Source organism: Bizionia myxarmorum (assembly GCF_008086205.1).
Classification (GTDB): Bacteria; Bacteroidota; Bacteroidia; order Flavobacteriales; family Flavobacteriaceae; genus Algorimicrobium; species Algorimicrobium myxarmorum.
In genome coordinates, this window is record NZ_VSKK01000001.1 from 1,080,483 (window position 1) to 1,097,869 (window position 17,387).

Here is a 17,387-nt window from a genome sequence, read left to right on the forward strand (position 1 = left end):
AATTATGGAAGACAATAGAATCATAAAAGTTTTTTTGGACAATGATCCGAAGCCGTTTGCATCTTTTGCACCACCGGTTAAAATTGTATTGGATACGACTAAAATACCAGATGGTAAACATGTTTTAAAAATTGTGGCTAAATCCTCAAACAATATAGAAGGTATTCGAGAAATTCCTTTTATTGTACGAAATGGTCCTGAAATTGCTGTAGTTGGTTTAAAAGAAAATGAAACGGTAGATTCACATATTCCTATAACTATCAACGCTTATGGAAGTGAAACATCTGACTTTTTTGTAATCCGTGGTTCTGAAACACCAAAAGCCATTCCAGCTTGGGTTTGGGCCTTATTAATTGCCTTTTTCGCCTTTGGTTTGTTTTATTTAGTTATGTATTGGAATCCGGATCTTTACAAATCTTTCTTTTAATTTTTAATAAATTTACTAGTGAAATGCTCTTGGGAATTTCTAGCTTTAATAATATAAATTCCCACAGATAATTCAGAAATATTGAAGTGCTGATTTTCTTCAAATTCGCCTGCAAACGTTTTTACTAATTTGCCAGAAATATCGTAAATCTGTAATTCTGAAATAGCTTGGTTTAAAGAGAAGGTGTTTTTTGTTGGAGACGGATAAAGGAGCAAGGTCGAATTTGAATCTCCAATAGCATCCATTGATAAAGTGGGATTTAAAGTGCCTTCCAAAGAAATAGTCAGCGTATAATTATTATTGTAAGTTACAGTCACAGAACCAAGCATATTATCCTGTGCCGTGTTATTAAGCAAAGCCTGAATGGTTAAACTGCTATTTGCCGCAACTAACAAGTTCGAATAATTAGAAGCGAGTTCATATTCAGTTCCGGAAATGGAAATAGTATCAATATAGGTTCCTGTTGTTCCATTCAAATTATTTAAGATGATGTCAATTGTGACGCTTCCAAAATCTTCACCATATTCAAATGTTTTAGTGGTTTCATCTGAAGAGAACATACTGTTTATGTTAGCCTCTCCTGTAATATTTCCTGTACCATAATATTCCATTTTCCGTATCGGTATACCTCCGGAAGATCCAGCTACAACGTAAATTGTATTACCAGAAATAATAGGTTGAAAGCCGTGTCTAGGATAGTTTAAACTATTTCTAGTAGTCCATGTATTTGTTTCAGTATTAAAAGATTCTACTTTAGAAACTTGACCATTATCGGGTCTGTTGAAGGTTGTTTCACCGCCTAAAGTAAAAATTTCATTATTAAAAATAGCCACTCCTAAACCGGCTCTTGGAGTTGGGATATTTTGGCTCGACCCTAATGAGGACCATTCTGAAGTATTAAAATCGTAGACATCTACTTCGGGGACTTGAGGCTCAAATAATCCGCCAGGACCACCCGTTAACCTGCCGCCAACTGCGTATAATTTGCTGCCAAAAACGGCTGCCTGAAAATGATCACGAGCATGCGGTGCGTTATTTAGCGGTGTCCAAATTCCAGTTACAGGATTGAATTCATCTAAATATGGAACATAGCCGCCACTATGTCCGTTTGTATTGCCACCAATTACATAAAATTTATTATTGTAAACTACCAATCCAGCAGACCCGCGTTTTCTAGTTTCCGGTATTTCCGTGCCTTGAATCCATTGATCTGTAGCTGGATTATACATAAAAACATTATCTGCGTTTTCTTCAGGATTGGGAACATTCGTTTTAAAAGCGCCAATAACCCAAATTAAACCCTGATAATTAACCGCTTGAAAATGATTAAATGAAAATGGAGCCGAGCTGCCTCGAGTCCAAGTATTAGTTGCATAATCATAAATATCTAATGTTTGCGAGGCTTCACGACCGCCAAATAAAAAGAATTTATCACCTACTTGAACAAATCCACACTCATGTCTGGCTGTATAATTTTCACTTTCATCAACTTCTATCCATGTTTGCGCATTTGCCAACTGTGTATTTACAATTAGTAATAGTAAAATGCATAGTGTAAGTGGATAGTTAAAAAATAAGCGTTTCATATAGTAACATTTCAGTTTTAAAAAGAAATTATTTAGTACAAGTTATTCGTTTTAAGCACGATAGACGGTATGGTTTGACTGAATTTCGATAAAAGTTTCGTTTTTTCCGATTATATAATAAAACAATCTTGGTTTTTCAAGTGGAATTATTCAATCTAAAAGGCTTTTTATGTTATGAAGGAGATCACGACGCGACCAACGCTAATAAGTTGTATTTTTACTTAAATTATTACACATGTCACTTAATAGTCAATTTACTTCGCCCATGGAATTGCTTATCAGTTTTGATACGTTGTTTCAACAATATGAACAATTAGCGCAACACCCTAATCCGTTAATATCGGAAAAGGCCCGATCTATTTTGCATTTAGGTGAACAATTTCCAGAATTAAGACATGGATTTGCTGATGTGACTATTTTAAAAAATCGCGAAAAGGAAATTGCCGAAATTCTTCAAGATTTATTTAGCAGTTTACTCACACACAATGAAATAAAAGCGGCTTCGGTTCCATTTCATGATACTATTTTTAACCTCTCATCTCGTTTTCACGATATTATTAGCAAATCGGGCAGCCAATTTCAGTTGGAAATTAAGAACATGGCAGAAAATGAAAGGTATATCATGGCTTGTACTATTATCTTAAATGATTGCTACAACTATAATTTGAACCTGAAAAGACCTTTTCACTACGAAATACCCGATAAAAATGGCATTATGCGTTATTATAAAATACTTTATAATGCGAATTTTACCGAAATAATTAAAACGGATAAAGCACCAAACATCACCCAAGAAGATGTTGATGAATTATTGGATAATTATGATAATATTATGCTATGGAAGCAAAAATTTCCAGAAAACAGTTACATTTTTAAAGGTTTTGTCATCTCAAATATTTTTGATGTCACGGATGACTTTGCTATTTCTGAAATAAAATCCAATTTAATTGCAGAAGGGAAACGTCAAGATAAAAACTTCATAAAAGATCTTCAATCTATATTTCAATCCTTTTTAAGAATTCCAGATATTCGGGTGGGCTTTTCGGTTTTCAATAAAGATGAAGGTATTTTTGAGCGTGTTTATGGTGAAGGCATGCATAGTTTTCTGCTGAATGACAATCCCATGGGAAATTGCGCTGATATGCTGTGTAAGTCATCCTATAAAAGATTATTAAAAGAAAAAAAACACATTTCAGTTTCTAACATAGAAAAAGCCTATAAAGAAACTCAAGGCAAAGTGCCACACATAAAAGTGCTTAATGATCAAGGCTTTAAAAGTGCCATTTTTGCACCAATAGCAAATAAAGATGGTTTAATGGGTATTTTGGAATTAGTATCTCATCAACCCAAAGCATTAAATAGCATCAACGCCAATAAATTGGAAGATGTTATGCCTTATATCGTAGCAACGGTTGAGCGCAGTAAATCTGATCAGGAAAATTTAATAGAAGCTGTAATACAGCAGGAGTGCACCTCTATTCACCCTAGTGTGCATTGGCGATTTAAACAAGCTGCCCAATACTTTATTAAGGAGAATATTATTTTAAAGAAAAATGTGCCCTTTGGCAAAATCGCTTTTGAAAACGTCTATCCGCTATTTGGGCAAATTGATGTAAAAGGTTCATCAGAAGCTAGAAATTTGGCGACTCAAAAAGATTTATCAGATCAATTAAAGCAAACAAAACATTTTATTGAAAAAGCAAATAATCTCATTAAAATGCCCATTTTTGAACAAATAACATTTCAAATTAATGCTTATTTAAAACAATTGGAAACGTATTTTAAAGTGGATAGTGAACATGTTATTACCCAGTTTTTAAAAAATGATGTTACACCGTTATTAGAGCTAATTTCTAAAAAGAACCTTGCATTAAAACTGGAAATAGATGACTATTTTTCAAGAATAAATTCAGATTTAAGCATATTATATCATCACAGAAAGAATTATGATAGAACTATTGGTTTGATAAATAAAAACATGTCGACTATCATGGATAATAAGCAAATTGAAGCACAAAAAATGTATCCGCACTTTTTTGAACGTTTTAAAACCGATGGCGTAGAGCACAATATGTACATTGGCGAATCCATTACACGAGAAGATAGTTTTAGCCTTATTTACCTTTATAACTTACGACTTTGGCAAATACAGGTAATGTGTGAAATGGAAAACGAATTTTATAATAATCAGGATTTATACCCACTTTCATTGGATGTCGCGTCTATGATTCTGGTCTTTAATCAGCCGCTATCTATTCGTTTTAGAATGGATGAAAAGCAATTTGATGTAGATGGAACCTATAATGCACGATATGAAGTGGTGAAAAAACGCGTAGATAAAGCATTCATAAAAGGAACAACAGAACGTATTACCGCAAAAGGAAAATTAAGCATCGTGTTTTCCCAGCAAGATGATGAAACGGAATACTTAAAATATATTCACTTTTTTCAAGCCAAAAATATTTTAGGCTCGGAATTGGAAGTCTTGGAATTGGAGGATTTACAAGGCGTAACAGGCTTAAAGGCCATTCGTGTTAGTATTTTGTATAATAACAAAATGAAGGAAGAAACCAGCTATTTTACCTATCATGATGTTATAGATATTATAGGAAATCAAAATTTTGCATCTTAAAAGAAATGGCAAAAGCCAATACAGAAACTATAATGCCAATCATAAAAATAGAATAGGTAACTCTTAAAATTCGGTATTTTCTATCTAAAACTTTTCCTAAAAAATAAAGATCTTTTGTCAAGGAGTTATATACGTAATTTTTATCTTTTAATAGTTCGCTAACCGCCCATTCAAATTCTTTAAGTTCCATTTTGTGAAAATTTCCAAAGAAACTTAAATTCACGCGTTTTTCGGCAATGTCCTCTTTAGTAAATTCACCACGTGTAACATTTGGTCTAGTTGCTAAAACAGATAAAACTATAGTGATTACACTAAATAAAATAAAAATAATGGTCGGAATTATTAAATAGCTATTAGAAGGGTTATCCAATTTTGAAAACAAATTAGAAATAACCAAAGAAATAATAATAGCATTTACAGAGAGTAAAATATTTGCTTTGGTGTCCGCAATATCACTTAATTTAATATGGTTTCTTAAGGCAACTCTATAAAACGTTTGAATTCCTCGCTCTGGACTTTCGCTTTTATATTGCGCTTTATATTTAGCTTTGAGTTTTTCCTTCTTTAATTTTTTATTAAATTTATTTTTAGAACTTATTAAAGCTGATAGGTTTTTTTCCTTCTGATGCTGCCAATTTTTCAGAGCATAATCTGAATAAAAAACATGTCTTTCAGAAAGCATTTTAATGTTTTCGTCCAGCCATTCGCTCGCTGAAAACTTCACAATACCTTGAATTTCTAATTCTCTACGTAAAAATTCGCTAGTTTCCTGGAAGTATTCTTTACCAAAATGAGAACAATCTGCATCACAAATAATTTTCTCATGAAGCGTTTCTGGTATGATTTCAAATCGAGTCGCCATAATACAAGCCTTTACAGCTTCTATGGTTTTAGTGTTAACATTATTATCCTTTAAAAAATCTTCGGCAATTTGAGCGCTTTCACTTTCATGATCGTCAATTGTTTTTGTGTAACCGGTATCATGAAATATAGCCGCTAATTGAAGCATGTTTGAATCTGCTTCAGAAATATCTGAATTGTCTATTATTTCGCGTAAACTTTTAACAACGCGCTCCGTGTGGGTTTGATTGTGATATACAAAAGAGGCATCTAATTGACTTTTAAATAAATCAAAAACATAGGCTTCCGCTTTTTCAATAATATTTGTCATAAATTTGATATCAAGGATACTTTGGACGTACAAATTACTAAAAAATTACGTCAAAATTCACTTTAGTTGGGTTTCAGTTCATTGTAAGGATAATGTTGAAAAACCGACTATGAAACCAGTTGTTTGCATTTTGTAACATTGTAAATTACTACAGGTTTTTGATTGATTTTAATCAAGATTTGTAAACTTGTTTTTATAACCAAAAGAAAGAGAATAGTATGATAACATGGAAAGAAGTCATTAGTTATAGTGTTAATGGTAATCCAGAACCAGATCATCGAGTGGAAAAAACTGAAGATGAATGGCGCGAAATTTTAACAAACGAGCAATTCAGAATTACTAGAAAAAAAGGAACAGAAATGGCTGGAACCGGTGCGCTTTGTAGTGCTCATGAAGCTGGAAAATATAATTGTGTTTGTTGTAATGCACCTTTATTTGATTCCACTATAAAATTTGCATCTAGTTCAGGATGGCCAAGTTTTACGCAACCAATTGTAGAAAATGCTATTAAATATGATAAAGATTCAACATATGGCATGGTGCGCGTTGAGGTGATGTGTAATGTGTGCGATTCGCATTTAGGACATGTTTTTCCTGATGGTCCAGAACCTAGTGGTTTGCGTTATTGTGTGAATTCAGAGTCTTTGGTATTGGATAAAACCGAAAAATAGATAGCCAGCATGGGCAATAATTTACAAATCATGATTGTTGGTGCTGGGTGTTTTTGGTGTATGGAAGCCGTTTTTAATGAAATTAGAGGTGTTGAAAAGGTGGTGTCTGGATTTATGGGCGGAACCGTTCCTGGAAAGCCAACGTATCGTGAAGTATGTTCTGGATTAACGGGTCATGCAGAAGTTGTTCAAATTTGGTTTAATGAAAGCGACATTTCTTATACGGACTTATTGCATTTTTTTTTTGCAATTCACGATGCTACGCTTTCTTATGCCCGTAAAAATTTAGGGACGTATGGATCTCAATACCGTTCTGTATTGTTTTATAAATCGGAAAGTCAAAAAGCGACTGCGGAATATGTCATTCATGAATTACAGGAAAGGAACCCAAAGCCCATTCTAACCGAAGTGAAATTAGCTACACTATTCCACGAAGCGGAATTAGAGCATCAAGACTATTATAAAAATAACCCAAATGCTTCTTATTGTATGACAATTATTGTCCCTAAATTGGGAATTCTACATCAGAAATTTTCTGAAAAGTTAAAATATTCAAATTGCCTTTTATCGAATTCAATGAATATTAAATGAGGTTTAATCAGTTGAAAATCATGATTTTTATCAAATTTTTTAATATATAAAAATGTCAATATGACATTTTCTCATCTGTTAAAGTAGGCTGATTTTGCTTCCGAATTACGTAACTTATACTCAAATTGAAAAGGTGATTCTTTAAGCGAAATATGATAAATTTAATCGCTTAAAGAATCACAATGAAAAGGAATTATTAAAATGACTGAAAATTTAAAACTAAACATAAAAGATAAATTTAATACCGAATTACCAGCGGATCCTATTTTGGAAAATTCCAGAAGACAGGTTTCAAAAGCTTGCTTTTCTTTGGTTAAACCAAAGCTAACAGAGAATCCAGAAATGTTACATGTTTCAGATGACATGCTTATAAATTTGGGTTTAACCGAAGCTGATAGTCATTCCGAGCAATTTTTAAAGGTGTTTACGGGTAATACAGTTTTAGAAAACACCCATCCTTACGCCATGTGTTATGGCGGACATCAATTTGGGAATTGGGCTGGGCAATTAGGGGATGGTCGCGCTATTAATTTATTTGAAATAGAACATAATCATACCAATTGGGCCGTGCAGCTTAAAGGTGCTGGTGAAACGCCTTATTCTAGAACAGCAGATGGTTTGGCAGTATTACGCTCATCAATCCGGGAATATTTATGCAGTGAAGCCATGTTTCATTTAGGTGTTCCAACTACCCGCGCTTTATCTCTAGCTTTATCCGGTGATTCCGTTTTAAGAGATATGTTATATGATGGCAATTCAGCTTATGAAAAAGGGGCGATAGTTACGCGTGTTTCCCCGAGTTTTTTGCGTTTTGGTAGTTATGAAATTTTATCATCTAGACAAGATGTAGCAACATTAAAAACTTTAGTAGACTATACTATAAAACATCATTTTTCACATTTAGGAGTTCCTTCAAAAGAAAGCTATATCCAATTTTTTGCAGAAGTTTCACAACGCACTTTAGAAATGATTATTCATTGGCAGCGCGTAGGTTTTGTGCATGGCGTAATGAACACAGATAATATGTCTATTCTAGGTTTAACCATTGATTATGGACCGTATGGATGGCTGGAAGATTTTGATTTTGGTTGGACGCCAAACACAACAGATAGTCAGCATAAACGTTATAGATACGGAAATCAACCCAATATGGGACTTTGGAATCTATACCAATTAGCCAATGCTTTGTATCCATTAATAGAAGATGCGAAACCATTAGAAGCCGTATTAGATGCTTATAAAACGGATTTTGAAGTAGAATCTTTAAACATGATGCGTTCCAAATTAGGCTTGCAAAGAGAAGAAGATTCAGATCAAAAATTAATGCAGGATTTGGAAGATAATCTGCAACTTTCTGAAACAGATATGACTATTTTCTTCAGAAATTTAAGTCAATTTACTAAAGACAATCATGCAGAAGGATTAAAAGTAGTGGCAGATGCTTTTTATGTTCCAAATGAAATTTCATCGGAAATTAGACAGAAATGGAATATATGGTTTCAACTTTATGCCAAACGTCTAGAGACTGAAACGCTTTCGGATTCTGAACGTAAAGAACTGATGAATGCTGTGAATCCTAAATATGTGTTGCGAAATTATATGTCGCAATTAGCCATAGATGACGCCGATAAAGGAAATTATGATTTGATTGATGAATTATTTCAACTGTTAAAAAAACCGTATTCTGAGCAGCCAAAATATGAAAAATGGTTTGCTAAACGTCCGGATTGGGCACGACATAAAGTGGGTTGTTCCATGCTGTCTTGTAGTTCATAAATTACGTCAAATCGCGTGAATTTTATTTGTTTTTACGAATGAAATTAGTATCGAGAATCGTGTTATAAACATGTTCATTTGCAGGCGAGAAAATACACATTGAAAATTAGATAAGAAAAACACAATACAAATAATAAATAAAACAGAAAATGAGTACATATAAAAAAGCCTATATAGCAGGCGGTTGTTTTTGGGGAATGGAAGATTTATTCCGCACACAAAATGGGATAAAAGATACTGAAGTAGGTTATTTAGGTGGCCAAAATGAAAATCCAACGTATAAAAATCATCCAGGTCACGCCGAAGGGATAGAGATAACATATGATGCGAATGAAACAACATTTAAGCATATTTTGGACTACTTTTTCCGCATTCATAATCCAACAACTATAGATAGACAAGGTAATGATTTAGGTTCTAGCTACCGGTCTACTATATTTTTTCAAAATGAAGAAGAAAAGGAAGATGCCAAAGAACTAATTAAAATTGTAAACGATTCTAATAAATGGGACGCTGATGTAGTTACTACTTTAGAGCCATTCACAAAATTTTGGGCTGCAGAACCAGAACATCAAGATTATTTGGTAAGAAAACCAGACGGTTATACTTGTCATTTTGAGCGTTTCACGGATAGTTTTATTTAAAAAACGCGTTTTGATAAAAGTTGCATCTAACTAAACGAAGACTATGAAAGCCATATGGAATAATCAGATCATCGCAGAAAGTAAGGATACCGTTGTAATAGAAAACAACCATTATTTCCCGCATGATAGTATTAAAAAAGATTTTTTTAAACCTAGTAAAATGCATTCAACATGTCCTTGGAAAGGAAAAGCGTCTTATTATACATTAGAAGTGGATGGTAAACAGAATACCGATGCAGCTTGGTTTTATCCAGAAGTTTCTGAACTAGCAAAAGGCATAAAAAATCATGTTGCTTTTTGGAAAGGTGTTGAGGTTGTAAAAGATTAATTTATGAAATTTGTTGAAAAAATAGCATTTGGAGGAGGCTGTCATTGGTGTACAGAAGCTGTTTTTCAAGCTTTAATTGGTGTTCAAAAAGTAGAGCAAGGTTATGTAGCATCCACGGGAAAAAATAGTGGGTTTTCAGAAGCGGTTATTGTGCATTTTAATGCAGATGATATTTTGCTTAACGTTTTAATTGAAATTCATTTGTATACACACAAAAGCACTTCCAACCACAGCAGGCGCGATAAATATCGTTCTGCTGTGTATTTTTATTCTGAAGCACAAAAACTGCAAACATGGCAAATCATTGAAAGTTTTCAAATAGATTTTAACGATAAATTGATAACGCAAGTTTTACCATTTTCAGAATTTAAAGCCTCTCGTGAAGATATTCAGAATTACTATCAAAAAAATCCGGAGAAACCATTTTGTGAAACCTTTATCAACCCAAAACTTCAATTGCTTTTAAAACAATTTTCAGCCTATACCAATCCCAACACATTAAAACATTTAATAAGAAATGAAAAACACCAAGCTAGATATTCCGAATAAAAACGGTCATAAACTTCAAGCTTATTTGGAGTTACCCGCCAATCAAAAACCGAATTATTATGCCATTTTTGCACACTGTTTCACCTGTTCTAGTACTTTAAGTGCCGTAAAAAATATTAGTCGTGAATTAACTAAACATGGTTTTGGCGTTGTCCGTTTTGATTTTACAGGTTTGGGTAGGAGTGAAGGTGAATTTTCAGAAAGTCATTTTTCAGCTAACGTTGACGACTTACTATCTGTAAACTCCTATTTGGAAGAAAATTACAAAGCACCTAGTTTGTTAGTTGGTCATTCTTTGGGTGGTGCGGCTGTTATTGTAGCTGCATCTAAATTAAATAACATAAAAGCAGTAGCTACAATGGGTGCTCCTGCAACCGTTGGACACGTTACAAAACTATTTTCGCATGGTTTAGATGCTGTTGAAGAAAAAGGTGAAGTTGAAGTTAATATTGGTGGTAGACCATTTAAAATCAACCAAGAATTTGTGGACGATTTCAGTAAAATAGATCTACCAGAAATCACCAAAAATTTACGAAAACCGTTGCTAATTATGCATTCGCCATTTGATAAAATTGTAAGTATTGATAATGCCGAAAAATTATATCTCAATGCCCATCATCCTAAAAGTTTCATCAGTTTGGATGGCGCAGATCACTTATTAAGCAATTCAAAAGACAGTCAATATGTGGGAAATATTATAGGATCATGGGTACAACGCTATTTTGAGCCGCAAGAAAATATTTTGTTGGACACGGAAGGTGAACAATTAGTAGCGCATTTAAATTTACAAGAAGATAATTTCACCACATCTATACAAACTAAAGAACATTCTATGATTGCTGACGAGCCAAAATCTGCTGGTGGCGATGATTATGGTCCCTCACCTTACGATTATTTATGTGCAGGTCTGGCAGCTTGCACCGTAATGACTTTGAAACTATATGCTGAACGTAAGAAGTGGGATTTAAAGGAAGTTTTTGCTTATATTACTTACTCCAAAAAACATAGCGATGATTTAAAACTGGATTTAGACAAACCATTACGTTTGGATTATGTGCAAAAACGCTTAAAATTTGTAGGGAATCTGGATGACGCTCAAAAACAACGTTTAATGGAAATTTCTTCAAAATGTCCTGTGCATAAAACCTTGCAAAACGAAGTAATTATAGAAACTGAACTTGTATAAATGACTATAAAAGAACAATACCAATACACCAGAAACCGCTTTTTAGAGATTTGTAAGCCTTTAAAAACGGAAGATTATTCGGTGCAACCTGCTGTTTTCGTGTCACCACCAAAATGGCATTTAGCCCATTCTACTTGGTTTTTTGAGCAGTTTGTGCTTTGTAAGTTTGTTAAAGATTATCAAGTTTTTGACGCGGATTTCGCCTATTTATTTAATAGTTATTACAACAATGCTGGAAAACGTGTTTTACGCCCAAATAGAGGTTTAATGACCCGTCCATCTGTTGATGAAGTCTATGAATATCGCGCTTTTATAGATGAAAAAATGACGGCGTTTTTAAACAATAACCCATCAGAAGATGCTTTGTCAATTGTAGAATTAGGCATTAATCATGAACAGCAACATCAAGAGTTGTTTTATTATGACATTACCTATATTTTAGGAAATCAGCCCACATTCCCAGCAATCGAGAATAAAGTTGAATTACAACCAGTTTTAAATACTGCTGAATTTATGAAAATTTCAAAAGGACTATATGAAATTGGACATAAAAGAAACGGCTTTTCTTATGATAACGAATTAGGGAATCATCAAGTTTATCTTCAGGATTTTGAAATTAGTGATCAACTCGTCACAAATGGTGAGTATCTAGAATTCATAAAAGCGGGTGGCTATCAAAATTTTAATTTATGGCATGCTGAAGGTTGGGACTTTATCCGACAAAACGCTATCTCAGCGCCTTTGTATTGGCACGAGGTAGAGGGTGTTTGGCATCATTACACCTTAAATGGGTTTATGCCTGTTGAAAAAATGAAGCCCGTTACACACATCAGTTTTTACGAAGCTTTTGCATTTGCAGAATGGAAGCAGATGCGTTTACCAACCGAATTTGAATGGGAAGTGGCATCCAAAAATTTCAATTATGGCCAGCTTTGGGAATGGACTAATAGCGCCTATTTGCCCTATCCCAATTTTAGCAAAGCGCCAGGTGCTTTGGGCGAGTATAATGGTAAATTTATGATTAATCAAATGGTGCTTCGAGGTGCTTCGGTCGCAACCGTAAAAAACCACAGTAGACATACCTACCGAAATTTTTTTCATCCAGACATGAGATGGCAATTTTCGGGTATTAGACTAGTAAAATAATATGAATAGAAATTTTGCAAAAGACGTTGTTGAAGGGTTAACGGCTAAAGAAAAACAGTTGCCCTCTAAATATTTTTATGATGATAATGGGAGTCGCATTTTTCAGGAAATAATGAATATGCCTGATTATTATTTAACTGATTCTGAATTTGAAATATTATCACTTCAAGCCAAACAAATTGTTGATGCATTAGGTTTTGATAAATCTTTCAACATTATTGAACTAGGAGCTGGTGATGGTTTTAAAACCTTCAAATTATTAGAATATCTTGTGGGTCAAAACATCAGTTTTCATTATGTTCCCATTGATATTTCAGAAGAAGCCATTGATATTCTTTCCAAAAAACTTCAAGATAGATTACCAAAATTATCCATAAAACCACAGGTAGGTGATTATTTTGAAATATTAAATGACATGAGCAAATCTGATACACCCAGTTTACTGCTCTTTTTAGGAAGTAATATTGGTAATTACTTAAAAGAGGATGCTATAGATTTGCTGAAACTTTTTAATAAAACCATGAATTCTGGTGATAAACTTTTAATAGGGTTGGATTTGAAGAAAAATCCCATTACAATTCGGAATGCTTATGATGACAAAGAAGGGATCACCAAACGTTTTAATATTAATTTATTAATTCGAATGAATCGAGAATTGGATGCCGATTTTAAAATAGACGACTTCGATTTTTATTGCTATTACAATCCGGAAACCGGACGCGTAAAAAGTTATATTGTCAGTTTGAAAAAACAAACCGTTTTGATTAAAAAATTAGATAAAGTAATAGAATTTGACCAAAACGAACTTATTTGGACGGAATTATCGAAAAAATACGATCTTTCAGAGATTGAAAAATTAGCAGAAATATCCGGATTTAAAACCAAATCACACTTTTTAGATTGTAAACATTATTTTACTGATAGTCTTTGGGAAAAATAATTGTTCATTTGTATAGTTTTATAAAAAATTGAGCGTACCAAAAGCATGAAAAACCCGTATAAGTTAGGTTTTAGTTTTATTTTCCTCATTTCCTTTTACGGTTGTGCTACATTTAAAACGCAGTACAAAGAACCTTTTGTGCCAGTTTCAGAAACGAATAAAACGATTGATCATAGCTTTTATCTTATTGGTGATGCCGGAAATTCGCCCATAGGTACAAAAACTGATGCGCTTCAAGCTTTTGAAAACGCATTAAATAAAGCCGATAAAAATAGTTCAGCCTTTTTTTTAGGAGACAATATTTATCCAAGAGGGTTACCTGAAGAAACGTCCGAAAGTTATGCCTTCGCTAAGCACCAATTGGATGTTCAAATTGATGCCGTAAAAAACTTTAAAGGAAAAACTATTTTTTTGCCAGGAAATCATGATTGGTATTCGGATGGATTAATAGGGTTGGAGCGCCAAGAGAAATATATAGATAGCGCATTAGGGAAAAATTCCTTTTTGCCTGAACATGGCTGTCCTATTGAAAACGAAACCATTACCGATGACATTGAATTAATTTATGTAGATGCTAAATGGTACATGGTCAATTGGGACAAGCATCCAACACTAAATGATAAATGCGAAATTAAAACACGCGATGCTTTTTTAGATGAATTTGAAAGTCGCATTAAAAAAGCGCGCGGCAAAACAACTATTGTTGCCATGCATCATCCTATTTTTACAAATGGACCACATGGCGGACAGTATAGTTTTATGGATCATATGAAGCCCCTTCCAATTTTAGGAACCTTAAAAAACATCTTAAGAAAAACAACAGGCATCAGTCCAGAAGATATTCAAAACAAACGTTATAACGATTTTAGAAAGCGGATTATAACCATAGCCCAGGAAAACGATCGCGTTATTTTCGTGGCTGGACATGATCATAATTTGCAGTATTTAGTGCAGGATAATTTAGTGCAAATAATTAGTGGTTCAGGTTCCAAATCTACAGCAACCAGGAACGTAGGAAGTGGTTTGTTTTCATCTAGCGAACCCGGTTATGCTAGATTAGATGTTTTTAAAGATGGCTCGTCTGTAGTGCGTTTTATAGCGGCAAATGAAAACGCCGAATTATTTTCAAAAGAAATTCATAAACCTAAAATTCTGGCCGATCAAAATTATCCTCAAAACGTGCCACAAACAATTCAAGCTTCTATTTACACATCTGAAGAAACTGATAAGAGTCCTTTTTACAATTTTTTATGGGGTAAGCGTTATGCTCAAGAATATAGCACGCCTATTACCGTAAAAACGGTCATGCTAGATACGCTTTTTGGTGGTTTAAAACCAATTAGAAAAGGTGGTGGAACGCAATCAAATTCCTTGCGTTTAGCCGATTCAACAGGTCGAGAATATGTAATGCGCGGTTTACGAAAAAATGCTTTAAATTATATTCAAGCCTTTGCGTTTAAAGATCAATATGTGGAAGGTCAATTTGATGATACTGTTGCTGAAGAATTAATTTTTCATGTGTTTTCTGGATCTTATCCATTTGCGCCTTTTGTAACAGCTACGCTATCGGACGCTGTTGGTGTTTTGCATACCAATCCGGTTTTGTACTATGTGCCAAATCAAAAAGCAATTGAACCTTTTAATGATAGCTTTGGTGATGAATTGTATATGATTGAAGAACATGCCGGTGATGATCATGGATATTTAAAGAGTTTTGCCTATTCCAATAAATTAATTGGAACAGATGATATGTTTGAAGAAATCAGATCAGATGAAGATATTGTTATAGATGAAGCCGCTTATATTCGTGTTCGCTTATTTGATATGCTTATAGGGGATTGGGACAGGCATCATGACCAATGGCGCTGGGCGAAGACCGAAAAAAATGGCAAAACGGTTTATCTTCCTGTGCCTCGGGATCGCGATCAAGCATTTTCTAATATGAACGATGGTTTCATATTAGGAATAACCACAGAAATACTTCAGCCAGCAAGACTTCTTCGGGGTTATGATAATGATTTAAATAGCCCGAAATGGTTTAATACGGAACCATATCCGCTGGATATGGCTTTGATAAGTCAATCAGCGAAAGCCGTTTGGGATGCACAAGTAAACTATATAACAACTAATTTAACCGATGCCGTTATAGAGGAAGCTTTCAAAAATATTCCCAGTGAATTACAAGGTAAAAACGTGGAAGATATTAAAGATAAATTGAAATCTAGACGTGCTAATCTTCAAGAAATATCAGACAAGTATTTTGCGTATGTGAATAAATTCGCCATGGTAAAAGGCACAGATAAAGATGATTATTTTGATATTGAACGTTTGCCTGATGGAAAAACAAGCGTTACTGCCTATCGAATTAAAAAAGGCGAAAAAAGCGACATATTTTTTCAGCGTACTTTTTCTAAAGACGAAACAAAAGAAATATGGATTTATGCTTTAGATGATAATGATGTTTTTCACGTGCATGGTAATGGAAATAAGTATATAAAATTACGATTAATCGGTGGACAAAATAATGACACCTACAATATTAAAAATGGTAGTAAAACCCATTTTTACGATTATAAAACAAAAGAAAATACCTTTGAAACTGCTAAAGGTAGAAAGCATATTACCAATCGGTATAACATAAATACTTACAATTATTTAAAAATTAAGAATAATACAAATCAGGCCATTCCAATTGTAGGGTATAATCCGGATGACGGAATTAAGCTCGGTTTAAGAGATACCTACACTATTTATGGTTTTGATAGAAATCCATTCAGCGCTCAACATAGATTATCAGCTGCGTATTATTTTGCAACCTATGGTTTTGATGTCTCGTATAGAGGTGAATTTGCCAATGTAATTGGAGATTTTAATTTAGGACTTGATCTTGTTTTTACGAGTCCAAATTACAGTATTAACTTTTTTGGATTTGGGAATGAAACTCGAAATCCCAATGAAGATAATCACGATTTATATAATAAAGATTACAACCGGGTGAAATTGCAAACCTTTCGCTTTGCACCCTCATTAATTTATAAAGGGTTTTTAGATGGTGTATTTAAGTTAGGTTTGGCCTATGAAACCATTGAAGTAGAAAAAACAGATGGACGCTATATTAATGATTATTATTTAGCAAATTTATCACAAAGCAGCAACTCCTTTGTAGGCGCTTATGCTTCTTATCATTTTGAAAATCGCAATCATACGGCCTATCCATCTCTTGGGTTTGAAACGAATTTAAAATTGGGTTTTCGTACTAATTTAGATAAATCCAAAAACATGGGTTATATCATTCCAGACGTTAGTTTCAATTATAATTTGGAACCCACCGGAAAATTAGTTCTAGCTACTAAATTAAAAGGACATATTACATTGGGTGATAATTATGAGTTTTATCAAGCAGCTTCCATTGGTGCATCTGATGGGCTTCGTGGCTTTCGAAATCAGCGTTTCACAGGAAAAAATTCCTTTTACCAATTAACCGATTTACGCTTTATGTTCAAAAAAGTGAAAACAGGTGTTTTACCTATCAATTTAGGCGTGTACTCTGGCGTAGATTATGGTCGCGTTTGGATGAAAGAAGATCCTTCAGAAAAATGGCATAATTCTTATGGTGGTGGCGTATTGCTTATAGCAGCCGAAGTTTTTACCGGGAATATTTCACTGTTTAATAGTAATGAAGGTTTACGTTTTGCCTTTTCATTAGGATTAAATTTCTAAAACCACCGTTAAAAATAATA

At 33.7% G+C, this 17,387-nt stretch carries 14 protein-coding genes; 12 read left to right on the forward strand and 2 right to left on the reverse strand.

Annotation, left to right across the window (positions count from 1 at the left end):
- The first annotated feature begins 4 nt into the window (after nucleotides 1-4).
- Nucleotides 5-427, forward strand: a complete 423-nt coding sequence (locus ES674_RS04835) for a cytochrome C (protein WP_148402839.1) — start codon at nucleotides 5-7, stop codon at nucleotides 425-427.
- Here ES674_RS04835 and ES674_RS04840 read toward each other — a convergent pair.
- Nucleotides 424-2,013, reverse strand: a complete 1,590-nt coding sequence (locus ES674_RS04840; RefSeq protein WP_148402840.1) for a Kelch repeat-containing protein — start codon at nucleotides 2,011-2,013, stop codon at nucleotides 424-426. The genes ES674_RS04835 and ES674_RS04840 overlap by 4 nt on opposite strands.
- Before the next feature lie 235 nt (nucleotides 2,014-2,248).
- On the opposite strand from ES674_RS04840, the gene ES674_RS04845 reads away from it, so the two are divergent.
- Nucleotides 2,249-4,645: a GAF domain-containing protein gene (locus ES674_RS04845; RefSeq protein ID WP_148402841.1), complete on the forward strand. Its 2,397-nt coding sequence runs from the start codon at nucleotides 2,249-2,251 to the stop codon at nucleotides 4,643-4,645.
- Here ES674_RS04845 and ES674_RS04850 read toward each other — a convergent pair.
- Nucleotides 4,617-5,816, reverse strand: a complete 1,200-nt coding sequence (locus tag ES674_RS04850; RefSeq protein WP_148402842.1) for a Pycsar system effector family protein — start codon at nucleotides 5,814-5,816, stop codon at nucleotides 4,617-4,619. The two genes, ES674_RS04845 and ES674_RS04850, sit on opposite strands and share 29 nt — an antisense overlap.
- A 218-nt stretch (nucleotides 5,817-6,034) precedes the next feature.
- Here ES674_RS04850 and msrB point away from each other — a divergent pair, with 218 nt between their 5' ends.
- The 10 genes from msrB (at nucleotide 6,035) to ES674_RS04900 (ending at nucleotide 17,367) form a co-directional block, all read left to right on the forward strand.
- Nucleotides 6,035-6,487 carry a peptide-methionine (R)-S-oxide reductase MsrB gene (msrB, locus tag ES674_RS04855; protein ID WP_148402843.1) on the forward strand — a complete coding sequence of 151 codons (453 nt, stop codon included), beginning with the start codon at nucleotides 6,035-6,037 and terminating at the stop codon, nucleotides 6,485-6,487.
- Nucleotides 6,488-6,496: 9 nt separating this feature from the next.
- Nucleotides 6,497-7,078: a peptide-methionine (S)-S-oxide reductase MsrA gene (gene msrA, locus ES674_RS04860; protein ID WP_148402844.1), complete on the forward strand. Its 582-nt coding sequence runs from the start codon at nucleotides 6,497-6,499 to the stop codon at nucleotides 7,076-7,078.
- A 201-nt stretch (nucleotides 7,079-7,279) separates the two neighbouring features.
- The gene (locus ES674_RS04865; protein ID WP_148402845.1) at nucleotides 7,280-8,854 is read left to right on the forward strand and encodes a protein adenylyltransferase SelO; all 1,575 of its coding nucleotides are present in this window, start codon (nucleotides 7,280-7,282) and stop codon (nucleotides 8,852-8,854) included.
- 149 nt (nucleotides 8,855-9,003) lie between these two features.
- Nucleotides 9,004-9,498: a peptide-methionine (S)-S-oxide reductase MsrA gene (msrA, locus tag ES674_RS04870; RefSeq protein WP_148402846.1), complete on the forward strand. Its 495-nt coding sequence runs from the start codon at nucleotides 9,004-9,006 to the stop codon at nucleotides 9,496-9,498.
- 43 nt (nucleotides 9,499-9,541) lie between these two features.
- On the forward strand, nucleotides 9,542-9,826 hold the full coding sequence (locus ES674_RS04875; protein WP_148402847.1) for a DUF427 domain-containing protein: 285 nt from the start codon (nucleotides 9,542-9,544) through the stop codon (nucleotides 9,824-9,826).
- Between the two features lie 3 nt (nucleotides 9,827-9,829).
- Nucleotides 9,830-10,375 carry a peptide-methionine (S)-S-oxide reductase gene (locus tag ES674_RS04880; RefSeq protein ID WP_148402848.1) on the forward strand — a complete coding sequence of 182 codons (546 nt, stop codon included), beginning with the start codon at nucleotides 9,830-9,832 and terminating at the stop codon, nucleotides 10,373-10,375.
- Complete coding sequence (locus ES674_RS04885) at nucleotides 10,344-11,561, forward strand: bifunctional alpha/beta hydrolase/OsmC family protein (RefSeq protein ID WP_148402849.1); 1,218 nt, start codon at nucleotides 10,344-10,346, stop codon at nucleotides 11,559-11,561. Before ES674_RS04880 ends, ES674_RS04885 begins: the two co-directional genes overlap by 32 nt.
- Nucleotides 11,562-12,707: an ergothioneine biosynthesis protein EgtB gene (egtB, locus tag ES674_RS04890; RefSeq protein WP_148402850.1), complete on the forward strand. Its 1,146-nt coding sequence runs from the start codon at nucleotides 11,562-11,564 to the stop codon at nucleotides 12,705-12,707.
- A gap of 1 nt (nucleotide 12,708) precedes the next feature.
- Nucleotides 12,709-13,647, forward strand: coding sequence for an L-histidine N(alpha)-methyltransferase (locus ES674_RS04895; protein WP_148402851.1), 939 nt, complete (start codon nucleotides 12,709-12,711; stop codon nucleotides 13,645-13,647).
- 45 nt (nucleotides 13,648-13,692) lie between these two features.
- The gene (locus ES674_RS04900; protein ID WP_148402852.1) at nucleotides 13,693-17,367 is read left to right on the forward strand and encodes a metallophosphoesterase; all 3,675 of its coding nucleotides are present in this window, start codon (nucleotides 13,693-13,695) and stop codon (nucleotides 17,365-17,367) included.
- Nucleotides 17,368-17,387: the final 20 nt, after the last annotated feature.

Coding starts and splice junctions, on each gene's coding strand:
- ES674_RS04835 (WP_148402839.1), top strand. CDS start 5: ATGGAAGACAATAGAATCATAAAAGTTTTTTTGGACAATGATCCGAAG.
- ES674_RS04840 (WP_148402840.1), bottom strand. CDS start 2,013: ATGAAACGCTTATTTTTTAACTATCCACTTACACTATGCATTTTACTA.
- ES674_RS04845 (WP_148402841.1), top strand. CDS start 2,249: ATGTCACTTAATAGTCAATTTACTTCGCCCATGGAATTGCTTATCAGT.
- ES674_RS04850 (WP_148402842.1), bottom strand. CDS start 5,816: ATGACAAATATTATTGAAAAAGCGGAAGCCTATGTTTTTGATTTATTT.
- msrB (WP_148402843.1), top strand. CDS start 6,035: ATGATAACATGGAAAGAAGTCATTAGTTATAGTGTTAATGGTAATCCA.
- msrA (WP_148402844.1), top strand. CDS start 6,497: ATGGGCAATAATTTACAAATCATGATTGTTGGTGCTGGGTGTTTTTGG.
- ES674_RS04865 (WP_148402845.1), top strand. CDS start 7,280: ATGACTGAAAATTTAAAACTAAACATAAAAGATAAATTTAATACCGAA.
- msrA (WP_148402846.1), top strand. CDS start 9,004: ATGAGTACATATAAAAAAGCCTATATAGCAGGCGGTTGTTTTTGGGGA.
- ES674_RS04875 (WP_148402847.1), top strand. CDS start 9,542: ATGAAAGCCATATGGAATAATCAGATCATCGCAGAAAGTAAGGATACC.
- ES674_RS04880 (WP_148402848.1), top strand. CDS start 9,830: ATGAAATTTGTTGAAAAAATAGCATTTGGAGGAGGCTGTCATTGGTGT.
- ES674_RS04885 (WP_148402849.1), top strand. CDS start 10,344: ATGAAAAACACCAAGCTAGATATTCCGAATAAAAACGGTCATAAACTT.
- egtB (WP_148402850.1), top strand. CDS start 11,562: ATGACTATAAAAGAACAATACCAATACACCAGAAACCGCTTTTTAGAG.
- ES674_RS04895 (WP_148402851.1), top strand. CDS start 12,709: ATGAATAGAAATTTTGCAAAAGACGTTGTTGAAGGGTTAACGGCTAAA.
- ES674_RS04900 (WP_148402852.1), top strand. CDS start 13,693: ATGAAAAACCCGTATAAGTTAGGTTTTAGTTTTATTTTCCTCATTTCC.